Origin of the sequence: Kluyvera genomosp. 3 (assembly GCF_011765685.1) — a bacterium.
Classification (GTDB): domain Bacteria; phylum Pseudomonadota; class Gammaproteobacteria; order Enterobacterales; family Enterobacteriaceae; genus Kluyvera; species Kluyvera georgiana_A.
On sequence record NZ_CP050321.1, the window covers coordinates 4,733,660 to 4,755,169 of the forward strand.

Consider the following 21,510-nt stretch of genomic DNA (forward strand, 5'->3'; position numbering starts at 1 on the left):
ATCGCGTTGCGCCATCGGGCTGTATCCCACTCATCGCATCACCGTAGTCATCAGCAATTGATCTAACTCGCTGATATCACCTTCACGGCTATCAGGCAGCGTCGGCGGCGTTTCACCGCGCGCCAGTTCAGCCAGGATAAACGCATGTAGCAGCGGTCGACGCGGACCATACATCGCTTCACCCGCACGCTGTTTACGCTCAAGCAGTTCATCTATCTCCTGGTGCAGCGACGCATCCAGCTCGCTTCCCGCCAGCAAATCTGCAAAACGCATTGGCGGAACCCCCTTCCCCGCTTCAACCCAACGCACGGCCAGCAACGGACGCAGTACGTAGAAGTATTTTTTTAGCCTGACTTCTCCGCCCTGCAGATAGCCACGGAAGTTCTTTCGCGCCATCGAATAGTAGTGCCAACGTGCTCGCAGCGGAGAGAACCATTTTGGTACCAGCGCTTTTAACGCATCAATCGTTGCCTCATCCTGCTGGTAGACGATCGGAGAGTCCAGCCACTCGATCAGCGTTGGGTTAGCCCCTTTGAGTAAGCCCAGCGCTTTACGCCACTCCCAGCCGCAGACATCCAGTTCATCATCGATGGGCAGCTCAATAACATCCCGTGGAGCCTCAACGCGCAGGTACCATTCAGGCGGATGGACGTACAAAAATCGAACGTCATAATCGCTGTCTGGCGAGGCAAATCCCCACCCGCGGCTCCCTGATTCACACGCGTACAGCACCCTGACATTGTCGCGCTGCTCCACCGCTTTTAGCTGCTGCAACACGCGCTCGCGCATCGTCGCATCAACGCCATTTTCTCGCATCATTGTTATTATCCTTTTATGTTCACAAGGCCATGGAGAACCTGGTCAAGACCACCGAATACCGAGATTTTATCAATGCGCTCCGCCACTCTTTCGAGGGTTTCCAGCTCTTTTAAACGTAGCGCAACCGGGTTGTTTTCCATCACCTTCGCCGTGTTCAGCAACGAGCGTGTGGCGGCCGTCTCTTCGCGTCGACGTATCACGTTGGCCTGCGCCGATTTTTCGGCTTCAACCAACTGCGATAAAATGGTCTTCATATCGCCAGGCAGTACGATATCCTTCACGCCCAGCGACGCCACCTCAATACCAAACGGCGCGACGCGTTTTTTCACCTGCGCACTCACCACATCATCAATAACCTGCTTATCTTCCAGCAGCGCATCCAGCGTTCGGGTACCAACCGCTTCACGCAGCGCAAACTGTAGTTCGCGGTACAAGTGCTCTACCGGTTTAGTCAGTTGCCCAAACGCCTGCAGCACATCGTGATACCGCCAGTTTGCCGCCAGATTAAGGCGCAGGTTGACCTTATCTTTGGTCAGAATCTCCTGCCCGCTCACTTCCAGTGCCTGCAAGCGAGTATCGACCGTTTCCGCGTCAATCAGATGGTTCACCTTCCAGTATGCCGTCAGACCCGGCGGCAGCAGTGCCTGCGTCTCGCCGTCAATTTTGAGGACCCCCACATGCCATGCCGGAACCTGAACCGTTAACATCGCTTCGCGCCCTTTTACCGTACCGCTTCGGCGAGGTTGTAATACCGCATTCATAATCTCCGTTGGCACCTGTACCTGACGTGTATCCAGACGAACCAGCACTAATGCCTCATCGGCACGCCAGTAAAGCCGACGCGTAGCGGGCGGCAATATCTCGTGCAAGATATCGTTGATATACAACGCACCGGCTTCTGTGTCGTTTAAATCTACCGCCAGGCAGTAATGGGCTACCCACTCAGGCTGGAATCGGCGTAAATAGGTCGCCAGTGCCTCCGGTACTTCACTGCCATCGGTGTTCACCACTAGCACATCGGGCGTGTTAAACCACGGTAAACGGTGCTCACCAGCTTCCAGCACCCGCTGGTAATCGCCGTTATGGGATACCAGGCCGAGCTGTCCTTTACGGATGGTTATTTTCTTCATCATGCTTTTCTTCCTTACTGTGAGTCAGGCGCGGGTGCTGGGGCGAAGCGGCAGGGGAATTCCTTTTTGCCTGTCGCACGGCATCATTACCGGCAGCCTGTTTTGAGGTGGAAGAACGACATACCACCTCGATTTATACCTATGATTAACAACCAGTTTTCATTTGGAAGATGAAATTGGGAATCGAACCCACTGTGTGTCTTCGGCTGACGGAACGCGTCGGAAATACAGCCACTGCCGTTTCCGAAGCGCCGGCGAGGTTTAACCCCCTGCGTTTTCAGCGTTGTTGACATATCAGGTATTGCCAGAAGCGTGCCAGAAAGAGACATTAACGAAATTATTTCTTAACTATTTGATTAACAATTATTTTATTTTTATTACCTGTATTGGTGATTGCCAGACCTACGCTGGTTTTTTATCTTTAAATATCGAAGCTTATTCTTTTGGATAAATCATGAAAAAACGGCGGGTAGTCATTGGCGTGCTGGGAACGGTGCTGGATAAGCGCGGTAAACGGGCTAACCGGTTCAAAAAATGGCGCCCCACGGTCGGGATCTGCCAACAGCCGGATTTCCCCATCGACCGGCTGGAGCTACTCTATCAACCGCGCGATGAGAGCATGGCGCAAAGGCTGATGGAAGATGTTGCCTTGCTATCTCCTCATACCCACGTACGGCCTCACGCCGTGACGATTAACGATCCATGGGATTTTGAAGAGGTTTACGCCGCATTCCTCGACTTCGCAACCCGCTATAAGTTTGATACCGAAAACGAAGAGTATCTGGTGCATATCACTACCGGTACCCACGTGGCGCAGATTTGCTGGTTCCTGCTCACGGAGGCTCGCTATCTTCCGGCCTGCTTGTTGCAATCCAGCCCGGCACCGAGTGGTTCATCCGATGAGGCCGTCGCCGCAGGAGTCTGTTCGGTTATCGATCTGGATTTAAGCCGCTATTCCACCCTGACCAGCCGCTTCCAGCGTGAACAAGCGCAGTCGATCTCTTTTCTGAAAGACGGGATTGATACCCGCAACGCGACCTTCAATAAACTCATCGACCGCATCGAACGGGTGGCGCTTCGCTCCACCGATCCGATTCTGCTGACCGGCCCCACCGGGGCGGGGAAATCTTTCCTCGCAAAACGGATATTCCAGCTACGTCAATCGCGCCATCTCGTCGCGGGAAAACTAGTGGCGGTCAACTGCGCCACCCTCCGCGGAGACAATGCGATGTCGACGTTATTCGGGCACGTCAAAGGGGCGTTTACCGGGGCGCTAACCCCACGCAGCGGGCTATTACGTGAAGCCGATGGCGGCGTGTTATTTCTGGATGAGATCGCCGAATTGGGGCTGGATGAACAGGCAATGCTGCTGAAAGCCATTGAGGAAAAAACCTTTTTCCCCTTTGGCAGCGATAAAGAGGTTCACAGCGATTTCCAGCTGATCGCCGGTACACATCGCGATATGCAGCAATGGATGGCAGAAGGCCGTTTCCGGGAAGATCTCTACGCACGTATCAATATGTGGCGCTTTACCCTGCCCGGCCTGGCAGAGCGGCGGGAAGATATTGCCCCCAATATTGAGTACGAACTACAGCGCTTCTCCAGCCTCAAACAGACGCAAATTCGCTTTGATAAAGAGGCCCGCGAGCGCTATCTGGCCTTCGCCTGTTCAGCTCAGGCGCAGTGGCGCGGCAACTTCCGTGAGCTCAGCTCCTCCATCGCGCGCATGGCCACACTAGCCGAGCAGGGGCGCATCACGCTAGCGCTAGTTGAAGAAGAGATCTTGCTCTTGCAGGAGAGCTGGCAGATAGCGGTATCGTCCCCAGTGCTGGAAAGAGAAATTGACCTGTTTGACCGACGCCAGTTAGAAACTGTGCTCGACGTATGTCGCCGTAGCGCATCGCTATCCGAAGCGGGTCGCGAGCTGTTTGCCGTCTCCCGGCAGAAAAAAACCAATCCGAATGACGCTGACCGCTTACGCAAATATCTGGCGCGTTTTGGGCTGAGTTGGGAAAGCCTGCATTCTGGAACATGAACATAATTTGTTTGAATAAAATTCGAACACACGATAAATAATAACTATAGCCGGGCTCGAACCCGGCTTTTTTATAACAACACAACACGACTAGTTCGCAAGGAATACAATATGCTCGCCGCTATCACCCGGCTGTTCCCGTTATGGGCGCTGCTGCTCTCTGTTATTGCCTACTTCACGCCAACCACCTTTACGCCGATTGGCCCGCTGGTGCCGTCGCTGCTGATGCTGATTATGTTCGGCATGGGCGTGCATCTTAAGGTCGACGATTTTAAGCGCGTACTGTCACGCCCCGCGCCGGTGGCGGCTGGGATCTTCCTGCACTATCTGGTGATGCCGCTCGCCGCATGGCTGCTGGCGCTGATTTTTCATATGCCGCCGGAGCTGTCTGCCGGGATGGTGCTGGTCGGCAGCGTCGCCAGCGGAACGGCGTCTAACGTGATGATCTATCTGGCGAAGGGTGACGTGGCGCTGTCCGTCACCATCTCGTCGGTCTCCACGCTGGTTGGCGTGGTCGCCACGCCGCTGCTGACCCGGCTGTATGTGGATGCCCATATTCAGGTCGATGTCATGGGTATGCTGCTGAGCATTCTGCAAATTGTGGTGATTCCAATTGCGCTCGGTCTGGTGATTCATCACCTGTTCCCGCGCGTGGTGAAAGCGGTAGAGCCCTATCTCCCCGCCTTCTCCATGGTCTGTATTCTGGCCATCATCAGCGCGGTCGTTGCCGGTTCCGCCTCGCATATTGCCTCGGTTGGTTTCGTAGTGATTATCGCGGTGATTCTGCACAACACCATTGGCCTGCTCGGCGGCTACTGGGGCGGGAAACTGTTTGGCTTCGATGAGTCCACCTGCCGCACGCTGGCGATTGAAGTCGGGATGCAAAACTCCGGGCTGGCCGCCGCGCTGGGTAAAATTTACTTCGGGCCGCTGGCGGCGCTGCCTGGCGCGTTGTTCTCGGTGTGGCATAACCTGTCGGGTTCGCTGCTGGCGGGATACTGGTCCGGGAAGCCTATCGAGAAGAAAAAGCAACAATAACCGCTGTAGGTCCGATAAGCGTAGCGCCATCGGGCACACTGCAAGCGCATTGCCGGATGGCGGCGTAAACGCCTTATCCGGCCTACACAGCCTTCGCCCTTTGCCGTACACTGGTTGCACCATCCGACAGAGGGCACCCCTATGGCACTCCCCCGCATTACGCAAAAAGAGATGACCGAGCGCGAACAGCGTGAGCTGAAAACGCTGCTCGACCGTGCGCGCATTGCGCATGGTCGTCCGCTGACCAACGCAGAGACCAACAGCGTGAAAAAGGAGTACATCGATAAGCTGATGGTGCAGCGTGAAGCAGACGCAAAAAAAGCCCGCCAGTTGAAGAAACAGCAGGCTTATAAACCGGATTCCGAAAGTTCGTTCTCCTGGTCGGCGAATACGCCGACGCGCGGCAGACGTTAACGCCCTTTCTTTTTACGTCCCGGCGCGGTGAAGCGTTTACCATTACCCGCCGGGCGAGCTGGCTTATCGCTGGTTTTTTCCATCTTCACCACCGGGCGCTTAATACCCGCCGTTTTCGGTTTAGCTTTCGCTTTTGGTTTGGCTTCGGAAGAAGAGTTTTCAATCAGTTTAAAGAGATCGATGAGTTCATCGTCCGTCAGGTCACGCCACTCGCCCAGCGGAATCCCCGTCAGGCTAACGTTCATAATGCGCGTACGCTCAAGCTTAGTGACTTCATAACCAAAGTGTTCGCACATGCGGCGAATCTGCCGGTTCAGCCCCTGCACAAGGGTGATGCGGAAGACAAACGGCGCCTCTTTCTTCACCTTACATTTCTTCGTCACGGTGCCGAGAATCGGTACGCCCGCACCCATACCGCGAATAAAATCATCGGTGACGGGCTTATCGACCGTGACCAGATACTCTTTTTCGTGGTCGTTGCCCGCACGCAGGATCTTATTGACCAGGTCGCCATGGTTGGTGAGGAAAATCAGCCCCTGGGAGTCTTTATCCAGACGGCCAATCGGGAACACGCGTTTGCTGTGGTTAACGAAGTCGACGATGTTGTCACGCTCGCCGTCTTCGGTGGTGCTGACAATACCGACAGGCTTATTCAGCGCAATCAGCACTAAATCATCCGCTTCACGCGGCTCAATCAACCGACCGTTGACTTTCACAACGTCGCCCGGCTTCACCTGATCGCCTATCGTGGCACGCTTACCGTTGATAAAAACGTTGCCTTGTTCAATAAAGCGATCCGCCTCGCGGCGCGAGCAGATACCGCTTTCGCTGATATATTTATTTAATCGGGTTGATGAGTCTGTCAGCATAAGTTCTCCTTTGGCAGCGAAATATACCTCACCTTGCGGGTGAGAAAAAATAGCCCACTGCAAATCGTTGCGATATCGCGCCCCCAGTGGACCAGCGGCGTTTGCCAGAGCAGATGCCAGGGGCTTAGCTAAAGCTGACTTTCAGCGATCCATGCTCAACGCTGTTTTTCCCCACCACGATCTCGACATCACGTCCGAGTTTTACCAGGCATTCGAGCATTTTTGCTTCGCTGATCCCACGAAATTGACCACGCAGCAGATTAGAAAGCTTAGGCTGCGTCATACCGAGTATTTTCGCCGCCTGCTGCTGGGTCAGTTTTTTACTTTGTAGGATCTCGCTGATAGCTAACGCAAGCTGTGCCTTCAGCAACATCTCATCGGCATCATCTGCGCCGAGATCGGCATAGATATTGCCGCGACTCATTTTGACTTCATGTGCCATTTAAACTCTCCTGCGCGTGTCGCTGAGCGGCCTTTAGCCGTTGGTAAATAAGATCGATGTCAGGCTTGGGCGTTGCTTTACCCGACGAAGACTTTTTCTGGAAAGCGTGCAGTACGTATACCGCCCCTCTGAATTTTATGGTGTAAACCGCGCGCCAGGTATTACCGTGAAAATCCTCGACAACCTCGATCACGCCTGCGCTACCAAACCCTTTCAGAGGTTTACTTTGGGGATGTTGTTTCCCCTGCTGAGCAAGCCATAACGCAAAACCAAACGTATCCTGTACATGTTCGGGCATCATTCGCAGATCCTTTCTGGACTGCCCAACCCAATAAAGCGGTTTTGCCATCCCGCCTCCTGATTATATCCATATAGGTATAAATAGCCATTGTTTAGCAGGAGAATAAATCAACGATCCAGGTACGGCATGGGTCACAATGACAATCTGCGAGGCGTCTTCCAGACTATCTACTGCAACATCGTGAACTGCATCAGTAAGCGATCGGGCTCAGGATGGTAACATCCTGCGTCGATTGATAATTTTCTAATGAATGGGAGAAATGATGGAACTGCTTCTGCTGAGTAACTCAACGCTGCCGGGCAAAGCCTGGCTGGAACACGCGCTGCCGCTGATTGAGGCGCGGCTCAATGGCCGCCGTCGCGCGGTGTTTATTCCGTTTGCTGGCGTGACGCAGACCTGGGATGAATACACCACGAAAACCGCGGCCGTGATGGCGCCGTTGGGCGTATCGGTCACCGGCATTCATACCGTGGCCGATCCGGTTTCAGCGATTGAAAACGCCGAGCTGGTCATTGTCGGCGGCGGCAACACCTTCCAGTTGCTCAAAGAGAGCCGTCAGCGCGGGCTACTGGCTCCGATTGTCGACGTGGTCAAACGCGGGGCGCTGTATATCGGCTGGAGCGCGGGCGCTAACCTCGCCTGTCCGACCATTCGCACCACCAACGATATGCCCATTGTCGACCCGCAGGGCTTTGACGCGCTCGGTCTGTTCCCGCTACAGATTAACCCGCACTTTACCAATGCGTTGCCCGAAGGGCATAAAGGCGAAACCCGCGAACAGCGCATTCGCGAGCTGTTGGTTGTCGCGCCGGAGTTAACGGTGATTGGTCTGCCGGAAGGCAACTGGATTGAGGTGGCTAACGGCGAGGCGACGCTTGGCGGGCCGCGCACGACCTACGTATTTAAAGCGGGTGAGGAAGCCGTAGCGCTGGAGGAAGGGCACCGCTTCTGAGCCATAAACCCGGGGTCGGCGTAAACGCCTCGCCCGGGCTACAAACCATAGGCCTGATAAGCGCAGCGCCATCAGGCTATTCGGCGCACATTGCCGGATGGCGGCGTGAACGCCTTATCCGGCCTACAAGGTCGCCCAGCCGAGGCCGGGTTTAGGCTAGTAATCGTCGCGCTCATCGTCTTCATCCGGCTGCTCCAGCACGCTGTAAGCCACCGAACAGAACAGCGAGTTCAAACGCTGCATATCCCCCAGCAGCGCCAGATGCAGGGTGCTGGTTTCAATACTTTGTACGTTCTGCTGATGCAGACGATCGACGTGCGCGTGCGCGTAGCGGCGGTTCAGAATACGGAAACGGTGTTTACTGCGACGCAGACGGCGGGCGCTGGTGACATCGCCGGAGAAGAACACCGACATCGCCAACTGAAGGTTGCTCAGCAGCAGTTCATAGAGCGCTTCCAGCTCTTTCAGCCCCTCAACCGAGAAGGCGCGGCGCGCGGCCAGCGACTTGTCGGCAATCTCGCTGCCCATCCGTTCAATGATATCGGAGGCCTGTTCAAGGTTCAGCGACATTTCGATAATCTCCGCCCAGCGCCGGGACTCCTCTTCCGCCAGCTCGTCTTTCGGCATTCGCGCCAGGTAGAGCTTGATGGCGGTGTAGAGCACGTTGATATCATCCGCCTGTTTGCGCAGGTTTTTCTCTTCGCGCGGTTCGCCGTGCATCACCTTCTTTAGCCCGTCCAGCATCTGCTCGGTGGCATCACCAATGCGCAGCGTCTCACGTGCGGCGTTAGCCAACGCCAGCGTGGGGGTATCAAGTGCGGTAACATCCAGATGTTTGGGCTTCAGGTGCGCTTCCAGCTCTGGCTCATCGCGGATCAGGCGTTTACAGAAACGCGCCATGGGCTCGGCAAACGGCACCATCGCCACACAGCGGATCAGGTTGTAGAAAACGTGGAAGTAGATAACCAGTTCGGATTCCGCCAGCGGCAGCTTCTGCATCGTGGTCGCCAGCACGTGGACGAACGGCAGAATAATCAGGCTACCCACCAGCTTAAACAGCAGGCTACCCAGCGCCACACGGCGGGCGGCGGCGTTAGCGGCGCTGTTGTTGAGCATGGCCAACAGGCCCGAACCCAGGTTGGCGCCAATCACCAGACACAGCGCCACCGGGAAGGAGATGACCCCGGCGGTGGTCAGCGTGGCGGTCAGCAGCACGGCGGCCAGGCTCGAGTAGCTGATGATGGCGAACACGGCGCCAATCAGCGCATCCAGCAGAATATCACCGGTCAGCGAAGCAAAAATGACCTGCACGCCGTTGGCCTGAGTGATTGGCGTGACCGCCTGCACAATCAGCTCCAGCGCCAGCAGAATCAGCCCCAGACCGATACCCACGCGGCCCAACTGCCCTTCGCGGGTTTGCTTGCGGCCCAGGAAGAAGGTGACGCCGATAAAAATCAGCAGCGGCGACAGCCACGAGAGATCGAAGGTCAGGATACGCGCCATTAGCGCGGTCCCCACGTCGGCGCCAAGCACGATCACCAGCGCGGGCGTCAGGGCCACAAGATCCTGGGCAACAAAGGATGTCACCAGCATAGTGGTGGCATTGCTGCTTTGTACCAGCGCGGTAACGCCGATACCCGCACAGAAGGCGAGCGGCTTTTTCTCCACGCTGCGGCTGAGCACGGTACGCAGACGCGCGCCAAATACACGCATCACGCCGGTGCGCACAATATGGGTACCCCACACCAACAGCGCGACGGCGGAAAGCAGGTGTAGCAGAGTTAACACGGAATCAGCTTCTCCTTATCGTTATAGGTTCCTGAGGTTCGTTAGACTGACATCATGCCAGATGGCGCTGCGCTTAACAGGCAAACCGCGCTCGCGAACCTTCTTCCAGTATAAGGGTTTACGCGCAATAAAGAGACAGGGCGCTCATAGAGCGCCCTGTTAGTTGTAAGGAAAGATGACGATTCTGTGAATCAGTCGGCATCGTAACCCAGGTTTGGTGCCAGCCAGCGCTCCACTTCCGCTACGCTCATCCCTTTACGCTGCGCGTAGTCCTCAACCTGATCGCGTTGAATCTGCGCGACCGCATAGTACTTGCTATCCGGGTGGCTGAAATACCAGCCGGAAACCGATGCACCGGGCCACATGGCGAAGGATTCCGTCAGCTTCATGCCGGTGTGGGCTTCCACGTCCAGCAGTTCCCAGATGGTGCCTTTTTCGGTGTGCTCCGGACAGGCCGGGTAGCCCGGCGCCGGGCGAATGCCCTGGTAGTTTTCGCGAATCAGCTCTTCGTTGCTCAGGTTTTCGTTCGGCGCATAGCCCCAGTAAACCTTACGCACGCGCTCGTGCAGGTACTCGGCAAAGGCTTCCGCCAGGCGGTCGGCAATCGCCTTCACCATGATCTTGTTGTAATCATCGTGCTGCGCTTCAAACGCCTCGGCCAGCGCATCTTCTTCCAGCCCGCCGGTGACGGCGAAGGCACCGATATAGTCCGCTTTGCCGGAGGTTTTCGGCGCCACGAAGTCCGACAGACAGTAGTTGGCAAAACCCACTTTCTCGGTCTGCTGGCGTAGATGACGGCTCACGGTCAGCACCTGCGTGCGCGTTTCATCGCGATAGATTTCCACGTCATCGCCGACGCGGTTAGCCGGGAACAGGCCAACGACGCCGCGTGGGTTGAGGGATTTCTCGGCGCTCAACTGGTCCAGCATCTCATTGGCGTCTTTGAACAGGCGCTTCGCCTCTTCCCCCACCACTTCATCTTCAAGAATGCGCGGATACTTCCCGGCCAGCGACCAGGTCATAAAGAACGGCGTCCAGTCGATATAGTTGCGCAGCGTTTCGATGCTGGCCTCGACTTCCTGCACGCCTAAACGATGTGCGACCGGCGGGGTGTAACTTTCCCAGTCAAACGCGAGATCGTTTTCCCGCGCCGCGGCTAACGTGACCGGCGGGGTACGCGGTTTCTTACGCCCGTGCTGGATACGTACGGTTTCGTACTCTTTGCGCGCACGGGCAACAAAATCGTCGCGCTGAGTGTCGGAGAGCAGCGCCGCTACCACGCCGACGGTACGCGAAGCGTTCTGCACGTAAACCGTCGGGCCGCTGTAGTTCTGCTCAATTTTCACCGCGGTGTGCGCTTTCGACGTTGTCGCGCCGCCAATGAGCAGTGGGATGGTGAAGCCCTGGCGCTCCATCTCTTTTGCCACGTTGACCATTTCATCCAGCGACGGCGTAATCAGGCCAGAGAGACCGATCAGATCCGCGTTCACCTCTTTCGCCGTTTTGAGGATTTTATCCGCTGGCACCATCACGCCGAGATCGATAATTTCGTAGTTGTTGCACTGCAGCACCACGCCGACGATATTTTTACCGATATCGTGCACGTCACCCTTCACCGTGGCGATAACCATCTTGCCGTTGCTGGAACCTTTCTCTTTGCTGGCCTCAATGTACGGTTCGAGGTAGGCCACCGCCTGCTTCATTACGCGGGCCGATTTCACCACCTGCGGCAGGAACATTTTGCCCTCGCCAAACAGGTCGCCGACCACGTTCATGCCGTCCATCAGCGGCCCTTCGATCACTTCAATCGGGCGTTCAGCCTGCTGGCGCGCCTCTTCGGTGTCGAGTTCGATAAATTCGGTAATGCCTTTTACCAGCGAGTATTCGAGACGCTTTTTCACGTCCCAGCTACGCCATTCCGCCTGCTGGGCGTTGGCAGCTTCGTCGGTTTTGCTGCCGAGGTATTTCTCGGCCAGCTCCAGCAGACGTTCGGTGCCGTCTTCACGGCGGTTGAGGATCACGTCTTCAACCGCATCGCGCAGTTCGGCGGGAAGGTCGTCGTAGATAGCCAGCTGTCCGGCATTGACGATGCCCATGTCCATGCCGTTACGGATGGCGTAGTAGAGGAATACCGCGTGAATAGCTTCACGTACCGGGTCGTTGCCGCGGAACGAGAAGGAAACGTTAGACACGCCGCCGGAAATCAGCGCGTACGGCAGCTCGCGTTTGATGTCCTCACAGGCGCCGATAAAGTCCTGCGCGTAGTTGTTGTGCTCTTCAATACCGGTGGCGACGGCAAAGATATTCGGGTCGAAGATGATGTCTTCCGGCGGGAAGCCCACCTCTTCAGTCAAAATCTTGTAGGCGCGACGGCAAATCTCAATTTTGCGTTCGCGGGTGTCGGCCTGGCCCACTTCGTCAAAAGCCATCACCACCACGGCTGCGCCGTAGCGGCGGACTTTTTTCGCATGCTCAATAAACGGCTCTACGCCCTCTTTCATTGAGATGGAGTTAACGATGCCTTTACCCTGAATGCACTTCAGCCCTTTTTCGATAACTTCCCATTTCGAGGAGTCGATCATAATCGGCACGCGGGCGATATCCGGCTCGCCGGCAATCAGGTTGAGGAAGCGCACCATCGCCGCTTCAGCGTCGAGCATCCCCTCATCCATGTTGATATCGATAATCTGCGCGCCGCTTTCCACCTGCTGACGGGCGACATCCAGCGCTTCGCTGTATTTCTCTTCTTTGATCAGGCGCTTAAACTTCGCCGAGCCGGTGACGTTGGTACGTTCACCGACGTTCACAAACAGGCTGTCGTCGCCAATATTCAGCGGCTCCAGGCCGGACAGACGGCAGGAGACCGCAATCTCTGGCAGCTTACGCGGTGGCAAGCCATCCACCGCTCGGCTCATCGCCGCAATATGCTCCGGCGTGGTGCCACAGCAGCCGCCAACCACGTTGAGGAAGCCCGCTTCGGCCCATTCGCGGATTTGCGTTGCCATGGTGTCGGCGTCGAGGTCGTACTCGCCGAAAGCGTTCGGCAGGCCGGCGTTCGGGTGCGCGGTGACGTAGCATTCGGCAATGCGTGACAGCTCCTGCACGTACTGGCGGAGCTCATCCGGGCCGAGGGCGCAGTTGAGGCCGAAAGTTAGCGCGTCGGCATGACGCAGGGAGTTGTAGAACGCTTCCGTGGTTTGGCCGGAGAGCGTACGGCCAGAAGCGTCGGTAATGGTGCCGGAAATCATGATCGGCAGATCAACGCCCAGCGCTTCAAACTCTTCTTTCACCGCAAACACCGCCGCTTTGGCGTTGAGGGTGTCGAAGACGGTTTCAATCAAGATCAGGTCGCTGCCACCTTCCACCAGCGCTTTGGTGGATTCGCGATAGGCGGCCACCAGCTGATCAAAAGTAATGTTGCGATACGCCGGGTCATTGACGTCGGGCGAGATAGACGCCGTACGGTTGGTTGGGCCGAGCACGCCCGCGACGTAGCGCGGTTTGTTCGGCGTACGCGCCGTCCATTCATCGGCCGCCGCGCGCGCCAGCTTCGCCGCCGCAAAGTTGATTTCCGCCGACAGCGATTCCATCTGGTAATCGGCCATGGCGATAGTGGTGGAGTTGAAGGTGTTGGTTTCGATGATATCCGCCCCCGCCTCGAAGTAGGCGTGATGGATAGCCGCGATCACCTCCGGCTTGCTGAGCACCAGCAGGTCGTTGTTTCCCTTCAGGTCGCAAGGCCAGTCGGCGAAGCGTTCGCCGCGGAAATCCTGCTCGCTCAGACGATAGCCCTGGATCATGGTGCCCATGCCCCCATCCAGAACCAGAATACGTTCATTTAACTGCGCACGCAGTTGCTCCACTTTGCTGCTCACAGGCACTCCCGACACCGCTCTACGAAATCCAGACCCAAATAGGCAATAGACCATACTGGCATAAAGCGGGGTGGCGGAAAAGAGAACAACGGTCTACATGAGACATGTTCAGCATGACTCATCGGAGCAGTAAGACGAACGGTTGTATTATAATCAATAAAAACGAAAATAATTTCCACGATACAGAAAGGAGTCGCGATGGTCGCCAACGTTCCTGCAAAACGCGGTAGAAAACCCGCCCCGGCAACTGCCGCCGCCGCAACGGGTCAGGTGCAGTCGCTCACCCGCGGCCTCAAACTGTTAGAGTGGATCGCCGAATCACACAGCAGCGTGGCGCTCACCGAGCTGGCGCAACAAGCTGGCCTTCCTAACTCCACCACGCACCGTTTACTCACCACCATGCAGCAGTTGGGCTTCGTGCGTCAGGTTGGCGAACTCGGCCATTGGGCAGTGGGCGCGCATGCGTTTATCGTCGGCAGCAGCTTCCTGCAAAGCCGTAATCTGCTGGCGATTGTGCACCCGATTCTGCGCCAGCTGATGGAAGACTCTGGTGAGACGGTCAACCTCGCGGTGCTCGATAAAAGCGATCATCAGGCGATTATTATCGACCAGGTGCAGTGTACGCAGCTGATGCGCATGTCCGCGCCGATCGGCGGCAAGCTGCCAATGCACGCCTCCGGCGCCGGCAAAGCGTTTTTATCCCAGTTGAGTGAAGAAGAAGTCACCAGTCTACTGCACCGCAAAGGGCTGCACGCTTACACGCATGCGACGCTGGTATCGCCGCTGCATCTGAAAGACGATTTGGCCCAAGCGCGCAAGCGCGGCTATTCGTTTGACGATGAAGAGCATGCGCTGGGCCTGCGCTGCGTGGCGTCGTGCATTTATGACGAACACCGCGAGCCGTTTGCCGCCATCTCCATTTCCGGGCCGATTTCCCGCATTACCGATGACCGCGTGACCGAGTTTGGCGCGATGGTGATTAAAGCGGCGAAAGAGGTGACGCTGGCCTACGGCGGGATTAAGTAAACAAAATGCCCCGTTGGGGCATCTTCGGTAGGACTGATAAGCGTAGCGCCATCAGGCAGATCGGCGCACCTCGCCGGATGGCGGCGAAAGCGCCTTATCCGGCCTACGGTCGGTTTCATAGCGCACGCTGAACCGCTGGCGGCGGCGGTAGGCATAAACATCCTCCACGTGCCCATTTTTAATGCGCGTCTGTAGGCCACGCCAGTAGTCGGCGCTAAACAGGTCGGCGTGCATCTCTTCAAACAGCGGCCCGATGCGCGGGTCGGCGCACAGCCAGTGGCGAAACTCTTCCGGGAACACATCGCCCGGCGACACGCTGTACCAGGGCTCGCTCGCTAGCTCGTCCTCCGGATAGCGCGGCGGCGGTATATCGCGGAAGTTTACCTCCGTCATATAACAAATCTCGTCATAATCGTAGAACACCACGCGTCCGTGCCGGGTGACGCCGAAATTCTTAAACAGCATGTCGCCAGGGAAGATATTGGCGGCAGCAAGCTGGCGAATAGCGTTGCCGTATTCTTCAATCGCGTCGCGTAGCTGTTGCCCTTCTACCTGTTCCAGCCAGAGATTGAGCGGCACCATCCGCCGTTCAATATACAGATGGCTAATGGCAATTTTATCGCCCATGTCGACGATCTTTTCCGGCGCTTCCTGCAACAAAAGCGCCATCAGCGCCGGATCTATCTGCCGTTTTTCCAGCACGAAATTTTCAAACTCCTGAGTATCAGCCATCCGCCCGACACGGTCATGTTCCTTCACCAACTGGTAGCAGGCCCGGACGTGCGCGGCGGACATCTCTTTTTGCGGGGCAAACTTGTCTTTTATGACTTTAAAGACCCGGTCGAAGCCCGGCAGCGTAAACACCAGCATCACCATGCCGCGAATGCCCGGCGCTTCAATAAATTGTTCATTGGCGTTAGCGATGTAGTTCAGGTATTCACGATAGCTTTCGGTTTTGGCGTGCTTCTGACAGCCAATCGCCATATAGAGCTCGGCGGTGGTTTTGCCCGGCAAAATTTCGCGCAGCCATTCCACCAGAGCCGCAGGCAGCGGCGCGTACACCATAAAGTAGGAGCGGGCAAAACCGAAGACGATGCTGGCCTCAACCGTGGTGGTCAGGCAGGTATCGACGAACAACTCGCCTTCATCGGTGCGGTGAATGGGTATGAGAAACGGCAGCGTGCCGGTCGGCGTGATGAGCTTGCCGATTAGCCATGCGGCTTTGTTGCGATAAAACAGCTCATTAGCGATTTGCAGGTGCGACTGACGTAGCGTCTCGACGTCCAGCGTTTCGCTCAGATGCGCCATGATATAGCCCACGTCGCGAAACTTATTCTGCCAGGGCAGACGCAGGGGTAAATCGCTGAGCATTTTGAAAATCACCGCTTCCCAGCCAGCGTCCGGGAAAAAATCCTTCGCGAGCGGTCGGGGAATCGCGCGAAAACGACGCTCGGGCTGCGAGCTGAAAATAAATAACCGCTCGGGACTCAGCGAGCGGTGGTCAAATAACCGGCAATAGACGGAATTAAAAAAGCTCTCCGCAATCTCGAAGCGAGGGTAATCCGGCAACAAACGGGTGTACTGCGCCTTTACGCGCAGCAAAAAATCGGCGTCAGTACTTTTGCCATCGGTAATGCAGCGCAGCTGTTCGACCACCAACCCCACGTGATGGTCGTACAGATGGATACGGCTTTTCATCGCCTGCTGCACGGCATGCCAGTCGGCCTGTTCAAACCGCTGCTGTGCGCCGGAAGTCACTTCCAGAAAACGTCCGTACTGGGCGTCAAATCCCTGCAAAATGGTCTGCGCAATCAGTAATTCCAGGCCTCGCGTCATTATTTATCCCCATCCGGCACCGAGTCATGCCGGATGGCGCCTTCGCTTATCCGGCCTACATTGCGTTGTAGGCCCGGTTAGCGCAGCGCCACCGGGCATAAATCAAAACTGCGATTCTTCGGTCGAACCGGTCAGCGCGGTCACCGAGGAGGTTCCGCCCTGGATAATGGTGGTGACATTATCGAAGTAGCCGGTGCCCACCTCTTGCTGGTGAGAAACGAAGGTGTAGCCATCTTTCGCCGCCGCGAACTCGGCCTGCTGAACCTTCTCAACGTAGTGCTTCATCCCCTCGCCCTGCGCGTAAGAGTGCGCCAGGTCGAACATGTTGAACCACATGCTGTGGATACCGGCCAGTGTGATGAACTGGTATTTGTAGCCCATGTCAGACAGCTGCTGCTGGAAGCTGGCGATGGTTTTGTCGTCCAACTTTTTCTGCCAGTTGAACGACGGCGAGCAGTTGTAGGCCAGCAGTTTGCCAGGGTATTTCGCGTGGATAGCATCGGCAAAGCGCTTCGCCAGTTCCAGGTCCGGCGTGGAGGTTTCACACCACACCAAGTCGGCGTACGGTGCGTACGCCAGGCCGCGGCTGATAGCTTGTTCAATGCCTGCGCGAGTACGGTAGAAGCCTTCGCTGGTGCGTTCGCCGGTGATGAAGTCGCTATCGTACGGGTCGCAGTCGGAGGTGATGAGATCCGCCGCATCGGCATCGGTACGCGCAATCAGCAGGGTCGGTACGCCCATCACGTCGGCCGCCAGACGTGCGGCGACCAGTTTCTGAACCGCTTCCTGCGTGGGCACCAGCACTTTGCCGCCCATATGACCGCATTTCTTCACCGACGCCAGCTGATCTTCAAAGTGTACCGCCGCTGCACCGGCCGCAATCATTGATTTCATCAGTTCAAAGGCGTTCAGCACCCCGCCGAAACCCGCTTCCGCATCGGCAACGATCGGCAGGAAATAATCAACGTAGCGCGGATCGTTTGGCTCGATACCGTTCGCCCACTGGATCTGATCCGCACGGCGGAAAGTGTTGTTGATCCGATCGACCACCGCAGGCACTGAGTTCGCAGGATAGAGCGATTGATCCGGGTACATACTGGACGCCAGGTTCGCGTCCGCCGCGACCTGCCAGCCAGAGAGGTAAATCGCCTCAATGCCCGCCTTCGCCTGCTGTAACGCCTGGCCGCCGGTCAGCGCGCCAAGGCTGTTAATGTAGCCCTTTTTCGCTTCACCGTGCAGCAGGCGCCACATTCTGGCCGCGCCCAACTGCGCCAGCGTACACTCCGGGTTGACCGAACCGCGCAGTTTCACCACTTCCTCCGCGCTGTACGGGCGCTTGATGCCTTCCCAACGTGGCTGCGTCCATTCTTGTTGTAATGCTTCGATTTGTTGAGTACGAGTTTTCATGTGCAGATGCTCCATATTGTTATGTGGTGAATTATGCCAGCAGGCGGTAGCCCGGCAGGGTCAGGAAGTCGATCAGTTCGTCGGAGGTGGTGATTTGCTCCATCAGGCGCGCGGCATCGTCAAAACGGCCGCCGTTGAAGCGGGCTTCGCCCAGCTCGCCTTTAATCACCTGCAGTTCCTCCGCCAGCATCTGGCGGAACAGCGGCTTGGTTACCGGTTTGCCGTTGCTGAGGGTTTTCTGGTGATGGATCCACTGCCAGATAGAGGTACGGGAGATTTCGGCGGTGGCCGCATCTTCCATCAGGCCATAAATCGGTACGCAGCCGTTGCCGGAGATCCACGCCTCGATGTACTGGACCGCCACGCGAATATTGGCGCGCATCCCCTCTTCGGTGCGTTCACCGTCGCACGGTGCCAGCAGTTGTTCGGCGGTAATCGGCGCGTCGGTGGCGCGGGAAACAGAGAGCTGGTTTGGGCGATCGCCCAGCACCTCGTTAAACACCGCCATGGCAGTATCAGCAAGACCAGGATGGGCAACCCAGGTACCGTCATGGCCGTTATTGGCTTCCAGTGATTTATCCGCCTTCACCTTATTCAGCACCTGCGCGTTGCGCTCGGCATCTTTGTGCGGGATAAACGCCGCCATGCCGCCCATCGCGAACGCGCCGCGCTTGTGACAGGTTTTAATCAACAGCCGTGAATAGGCGCTGAGGAACGGTTTATCCATGGTGACAACCTGACGATCCGGCAAAACGCGGTCCGGGTGGTTCTTCAACGTTTTGATATAGCTGAAGATGTAATCCCAACGGCCACAGTTCAGGCCAACAATATGGTCGCGCAGGGCATGGAGAATTTCGTCCATCTGGAACACGGCCGGCAGGGTTTCAATCAGCAGCGTGGCTTTGATAGTCCCGCGCGGCAGGTTGAAGCGATCTTCGGCATAGCAGAACACATCGTTCCACCAGGCCGCTTCCTGCCACGCCTGGGTTTTCGGCAGGTAGAAATAGGGACCGCTGCCTTTGGCTAACAGCGCTTTGTGGTTGTGGAAAAAGTACAGCGCAAAGTCAAACAGGCTGCCCGGAATGGCTTCACCGCGCCAGGTGACGTGTTTTTCCGGCAGGTGCAGGCCGCGTACGCGACAAACCAGCACCGCGGGGTTCGGTTTGAGCTGATAGATTTTTCCCGCTTCGTTGGTGTAGCTGATGGTGCCATTGACCGCGTCACGCAGGTTGATCTGCCCTTCGATCACTTTGTTCCAGTCCGGCGCTAATGAGTCTTCAAAATCGGCCATGAACACTTTGACGTTAGCGTTCAGGGCGTTGATCACCATTTTGCGTTCAACGGGGCCGGTAATTTCAACGCGGCGGTCCTGCAGATCGGCTGGAATGCCGCGTATCTGCCAATCGCCATTACGAATGGAATCGGTTTCCGAAATAAAATCTGGCAGCTTGCCGTCGTCAATATCCTGTTGCTGCTGAATGCGCGCTGCCAGCAGCTTATTGCGTTTTGGCGTAAATCGGGTCACGAGTTCGGTCAGAAATTCCACCGCTTCCGCAGTTAAAACCTGCTGTTCCTGCTCGCCATAAGGCTTCAGAAAAGCCAGTTCATCGGTTGTTGTGGCTTGTTGTGTCATGGTGCAGCTCCTCGTGAGTGATCCGAATAGTTTCCCCGTCAGGTGAGCGGACGATCGTTGTGTAGTTTTCGCTCAACGTTTTTAAGCCTAATCAATAAAATTAAAAAAACAAAAACAATTTCCATTTTTAAATTAAAATAATTACAAGACATTGATTAGATTAGAATTAAAAATTTATGGCCGTATGGGGTGCATTTCGGAAACAAAAAAGGCACCCGAAGGTGCCTGATTGAGCATGCTGAAACGCTTTAGGATCGTGAAGAGTAGCGGATCAATCCAACGTTGGATTCATATTCCGCAGATCGTATGGCGTGATCTGGTAGACGTAGTAGTTGAGCCAGTTCGCAAACAGAAGGTTACCGTGGCTACGCCAGGTGGCACGCGGTTTGTTTTGCGGGTCATCTTTGGGGAAGTAGTTATAGGGCACTTCCGGACTCAGGCCAGCATCCACATCGCGGAAATATTCACTCGCCAGAGTATGAGCATCGTATTCCGGATGACCCGTCACGAAGGCAATACGTTTATCTTTGCTGGCAAACAGATAGGCGTCGCCGTCAGCGGTTTCCGCGAGGATTTCCAGGTCGGTAAAATCACGAATCAGCTTCGCAGGGAAGTCGGCGTAGCGCGAATGGGGCGCCAGGAAAGAATCATCAAAACCGCGGGTTAGCAGGGCATGAGGATGCAGAATATGATGCTCATAGACACCGGAAAGCTTGTCGTCTCGGGTTTGCTTAGGAATCCCGTACAGAATATTCAGCGCGGCTTGTACCGCCCAACAGACAAACAGCGTTGATGTGACGTGATCTTTAGCCCACTCCAGCACCTGCTGAATCTGCGGCCAGTAGGCAACATCATTAAATTCGACCAGGCCCAGCGGCGCGCCGGTGACGATCAGACCATCGAAGTTCTGGTCGCGAATGTCGTCGAAATTACAGTAAAAGTTGTTCAAATGCTCAGTTGGCGTATTACGCGATTCACGCGCATCAATACGCAGTAGCTGAATATCCAGCTGTAGCGGAGAGTTTGACAGCAGACGTAAGAACTGGTTTTCTGTCTCTATCTTCTTTGGCATCAGATTCAGGATCAGCACCTTCAGAGGACGAATTTCCTGACCTGTAGCACGCGACGTGGTCATCACAAAGACGTTCTCATCACGCAAGAACTTGACGGCTGGTAGCTCGTCCTGCACCCGAATCGGCATAACCTTATTACCTCACAGCATACGTATAAACGTTTAGACATCCAGACACCTAACGATACCCAGAATTCAGTGAAATGTCGAGTCTGCATGTTAAAGGTGAGAAAGTTTCAATTACGATTGCGGTAGAATGCGGAAACGATTCGAAAGGGAGTAAATGAAGTGGTTATTCGACGTTCTCAGCGCCATGAAGGCGAACGATTAGTGGAAATATGGTGTCGTTCGGTGGATGCGACGCATGATTTCTTGTCCGCGCAGGATAGAGCGGAGATTGAGGTACAGGTACGGACATTTTTACCTGAAGCGCCGCTTTGGGTGGCGACAGACGCAAATGATGTGCCTTTAGCATTTATGCTGCTGTCAGAGCACCATCTGGAGGCACTGTTTGTCGATCCGGATGCTCGGGGTACCGGGGTGGGACGAAAGCTGGTTGAACATGCGTTATCGCTGATCCCCGACCTGACCACCGACGTGAACGAGCAGAATGATCAGGCGGTAGGGTTTTACCAGAAGATGGGGTTTGTTGTGACCGGGCGGTCAGAGACGGACGATCATGGGAGACCTTATCCACTGCTGCATTTACGTTATTGTGGTGCATCAGCGGAGTCGGCGTAACACGCCTCATCCGGGCGACCAGAGCAGCTGTAGCCCGGGATTTCACTGCATTTTCATTTCGCACAGACGCAAAAAAGCCCATCCGTCAGGATGGGCTTCTTCACTTATTTGATGCCTGGCAGTTCCCTACTC

17 protein-coding genes are annotated in these 21,510 nt (G+C 55.9%); 6 read left to right on the top strand and 11 right to left on the bottom strand.

Features of this window, described 5'->3' with window-relative positions:
* Window positions 1-30 precede the first annotated feature (30 nt).
* Window positions 31-816 carry a nucleotidyltransferase domain-containing protein gene (locus GY169_RS22060; RefSeq protein WP_167577362.1) on the bottom strand — a complete coding sequence of 262 codons (786 nt, stop codon included), beginning with the start codon at window positions 814-816 and terminating at the stop codon, window positions 31-33.
* An 8-nt stretch (window positions 817-824) separates the two neighbouring features.
* Window positions 825-1,952, bottom strand: coding sequence for a slipin family protein (locus tag GY169_RS22065; protein WP_167577127.1), 1,128 nt, complete (start codon window positions 1,950-1,952; stop codon window positions 825-827).
* Between the two features lie 451 nt (window positions 1,953-2,403).
* Here GY169_RS22065 and rtcR point away from each other — a divergent pair, with 451 nt between their 5' ends.
* The 3 genes from rtcR (at window position 2,404) to GY169_RS22080 (ending at window position 5,436) form a co-directional block, all read left to right on the top strand.
* Window positions 2,404-3,984 carry an RNA repair transcriptional activator RtcR gene (gene rtcR, locus GY169_RS22070; protein WP_167577128.1) on the top strand — a complete coding sequence of 527 codons (1,581 nt, stop codon included), beginning with the start codon at window positions 2,404-2,406 and terminating at the stop codon, window positions 3,982-3,984.
* Window positions 3,985-4,095: 111 nt separating this feature from the next.
* Window positions 4,096-5,022: a ketopantoate/pantoate/pantothenate transporter PanS gene (panS, locus tag GY169_RS22075; RefSeq protein WP_167577129.1), complete on the top strand. Its 927-nt coding sequence runs from the start codon at window positions 4,096-4,098 to the stop codon at window positions 5,020-5,022.
* A 141-nt stretch (window positions 5,023-5,163) separates the two neighbouring features.
* The gene (locus tag GY169_RS22080) at window positions 5,164-5,436 is read left to right on the top strand and encodes a DUF3811 domain-containing protein (protein WP_064546605.1); all 273 of its coding nucleotides are present in this window, start codon (window positions 5,164-5,166) and stop codon (window positions 5,434-5,436) included.
* Here the strand turns inward: GY169_RS22080 and rluF are convergent.
* The 3 genes from rluF to GY169_RS22095 all read right to left on the bottom strand — a co-directional run bounded on the left by rluF (window position 5,433) and on the right by GY169_RS22095 (window position 7,096).
* The gene (gene rluF / locus GY169_RS22085) at window positions 5,433-6,305 is read right to left on the bottom strand and encodes a 23S rRNA pseudouridine(2604) synthase RluF (RefSeq protein ID WP_167577130.1); all 873 of its coding nucleotides are present in this window, start codon (window positions 6,303-6,305) and stop codon (window positions 5,433-5,435) included. The two genes, GY169_RS22080 and rluF, sit on opposite strands and share 4 nt — an antisense overlap.
* A 124-nt stretch (window positions 6,306-6,429) precedes the next feature.
* Window positions 6,430-6,747, bottom strand: a complete 318-nt coding sequence (locus GY169_RS22090; RefSeq protein WP_163447561.1) for a helix-turn-helix domain-containing protein — start codon at window positions 6,745-6,747, stop codon at window positions 6,430-6,432.
* A complete protein-coding gene (locus GY169_RS22095; protein ID WP_163447562.1) occupies window positions 6,737-7,096 on the bottom strand; it encodes a type II toxin-antitoxin system RelE/ParE family toxin in 360 nt (119 codons plus the stop codon). The genes GY169_RS22090 and GY169_RS22095 overlap by 11 nt, the downstream gene beginning before the upstream one ends.
* Before the next feature lie 214 nt (window positions 7,097-7,310).
* On the opposite strand from GY169_RS22095, the gene pepE reads away from it, so the two are divergent.
* Complete coding sequence (gene pepE / locus GY169_RS22100; RefSeq protein ID WP_163447574.1) at window positions 7,311-8,000, top strand: dipeptidase PepE; 690 nt, start codon at window positions 7,311-7,313, stop codon at window positions 7,998-8,000.
* A gap of 156 nt (window positions 8,001-8,156) precedes the next feature.
* On the opposite strand, the gene GY169_RS22105 is transcribed toward pepE, so the two are convergent.
* Both GY169_RS22105 and metH read right to left on the bottom strand, forming a co-directional pair.
* The gene (locus GY169_RS22105) at window positions 8,157-9,788 is read right to left on the bottom strand and encodes a Na/Pi cotransporter family protein (RefSeq protein ID WP_167577131.1); all 1,632 of its coding nucleotides are present in this window, start codon (window positions 9,786-9,788) and stop codon (window positions 8,157-8,159) included.
* A 191-nt stretch (window positions 9,789-9,979) separates the two neighbouring features.
* Window positions 9,980-13,663, bottom strand: a complete 3,684-nt coding sequence (metH, locus tag GY169_RS22110; protein ID WP_167577132.1) for a methionine synthase — start codon at window positions 13,661-13,663, stop codon at window positions 9,980-9,982.
* Between the two features lie 198 nt (window positions 13,664-13,861).
* Here metH and iclR point away from each other — a divergent pair, with 198 nt between their 5' ends.
* Window positions 13,862-14,689: a glyoxylate bypass operon transcriptional repressor IclR gene (gene iclR, locus GY169_RS22115; RefSeq protein ID WP_167577133.1), complete on the top strand. Its 828-nt coding sequence runs from the start codon at window positions 13,862-13,864 to the stop codon at window positions 14,687-14,689.
* A 51-nt stretch (window positions 14,690-14,740) separates the two neighbouring features.
* Here iclR and aceK read toward each other — a convergent pair whose 3' ends face one another.
* The 4 genes from aceK to metA all read right to left on the bottom strand — a co-directional run bounded on the left by aceK (window position 14,741) and on the right by metA (window position 20,766).
* Entirely contained in the window at window positions 14,741-16,525 is a 1,785-nt protein-coding gene (aceK, locus tag GY169_RS22120) for a bifunctional isocitrate dehydrogenase kinase/phosphatase (RefSeq protein WP_167577134.1), read from the bottom strand.
* 102 nt (window positions 16,526-16,627) lie between these two features.
* Complete coding sequence (gene aceA, locus GY169_RS22125) at window positions 16,628-17,932, bottom strand: isocitrate lyase (RefSeq protein ID WP_167577135.1); 1,305 nt, start codon at window positions 17,930-17,932, stop codon at window positions 16,628-16,630.
* A 31-nt stretch (window positions 17,933-17,963) separates the two neighbouring features.
* Window positions 17,964-19,565 (bottom strand): malate synthase A, encoded by a 1,602-nt coding sequence (gene aceB, locus GY169_RS22130; protein ID WP_167577136.1) that lies wholly within the window; start codon window positions 19,563-19,565, stop codon window positions 17,964-17,966.
* A gap of 271 nt (window positions 19,566-19,836) precedes the next feature.
* Window positions 19,837-20,766 carry a homoserine O-acetyltransferase MetA gene (metA, locus tag GY169_RS22135; protein ID WP_163447568.1) on the bottom strand — a complete coding sequence of 310 codons (930 nt, stop codon included), beginning with the start codon at window positions 20,764-20,766 and terminating at the stop codon, window positions 19,837-19,839.
* Window positions 20,767-20,925: 159 nt separating this feature from the next.
* Here metA and GY169_RS22140 point away from each other — a divergent pair, with 159 nt between their 5' ends.
* Window positions 20,926-21,378: an acetyltransferase gene (locus GY169_RS22140; protein ID WP_167577137.1), complete on the top strand. Its 453-nt coding sequence runs from the start codon at window positions 20,926-20,928 to the stop codon at window positions 21,376-21,378.
* Window positions 21,379-21,510: the final 132 nt, after the last annotated feature.

Bases quoted from the DNA above. Each gene is read 5' to 3' on its own strand.
- rtcR (WP_167577128.1), top strand. From the start codon at position 2,404: ATGAAAAAACGGCGGGTAGTCATTGGCGTGCTGGGAACGGTGCTGGAT.
- aceB (WP_167577136.1), bottom strand. From the start codon at position 19,565: ATGACACAACAAGCCACAACAACCGATGAACTGGCTTTTCTGAAGCCT.
- panS (WP_167577129.1), top strand. From the start codon at position 4,096: ATGCTCGCCGCTATCACCCGGCTGTTCCCGTTATGGGCGCTGCTGCTC.
- metA (WP_163447568.1), bottom strand. From the start codon at position 20,766: ATGCCGATTCGGGTGCAGGACGAGCTACCAGCCGTCAAGTTCTTGCGT.
- rluF (WP_167577130.1), bottom strand. From the start codon at position 6,305: ATGCTGACAGACTCATCAACCCGATTAAATAAATATATCAGCGAAAGC.
- GY169_RS22095 (WP_163447562.1), bottom strand. From the start codon at position 7,096: ATGGCAAAACCGCTTTATTGGGTTGGGCAGTCCAGAAAGGATCTGCGA.
- iclR (WP_167577133.1), top strand. From the start codon at position 13,862: ATGGTCGCCAACGTTCCTGCAAAACGCGGTAGAAAACCCGCCCCGGCA.
- GY169_RS22080 (WP_064546605.1), top strand. From the start codon at position 5,164: ATGGCACTCCCCCGCATTACGCAAAAAGAGATGACCGAGCGCGAACAG.
- GY169_RS22060 (WP_167577362.1), bottom strand. From the start codon at position 816: ATGCGAGAAAATGGCGTTGATGCGACGATGCGCGAGCGCGTGTTGCAG.
- aceA (WP_167577135.1), bottom strand. From the start codon at position 17,932: ATGAAAACTCGTACTCAACAAATCGAAGCATTACAACAAGAATGGACG.
- GY169_RS22090 (WP_163447561.1), bottom strand. From the start codon at position 6,747: ATGGCACATGAAGTCAAAATGAGTCGCGGCAATATCTATGCCGATCTC.
- GY169_RS22065 (WP_167577127.1), bottom strand. From the start codon at position 1,952: ATGATGAAGAAAATAACCATCCGTAAAGGACAGCTCGGCCTGGTATCC.
- aceK (WP_167577134.1), bottom strand. From the start codon at position 16,525: ATGACGCGAGGCCTGGAATTACTGATTGCGCAGACCATTTTGCAGGGA.
- pepE (WP_163447574.1), top strand. From the start codon at position 7,311: ATGGAACTGCTTCTGCTGAGTAACTCAACGCTGCCGGGCAAAGCCTGG.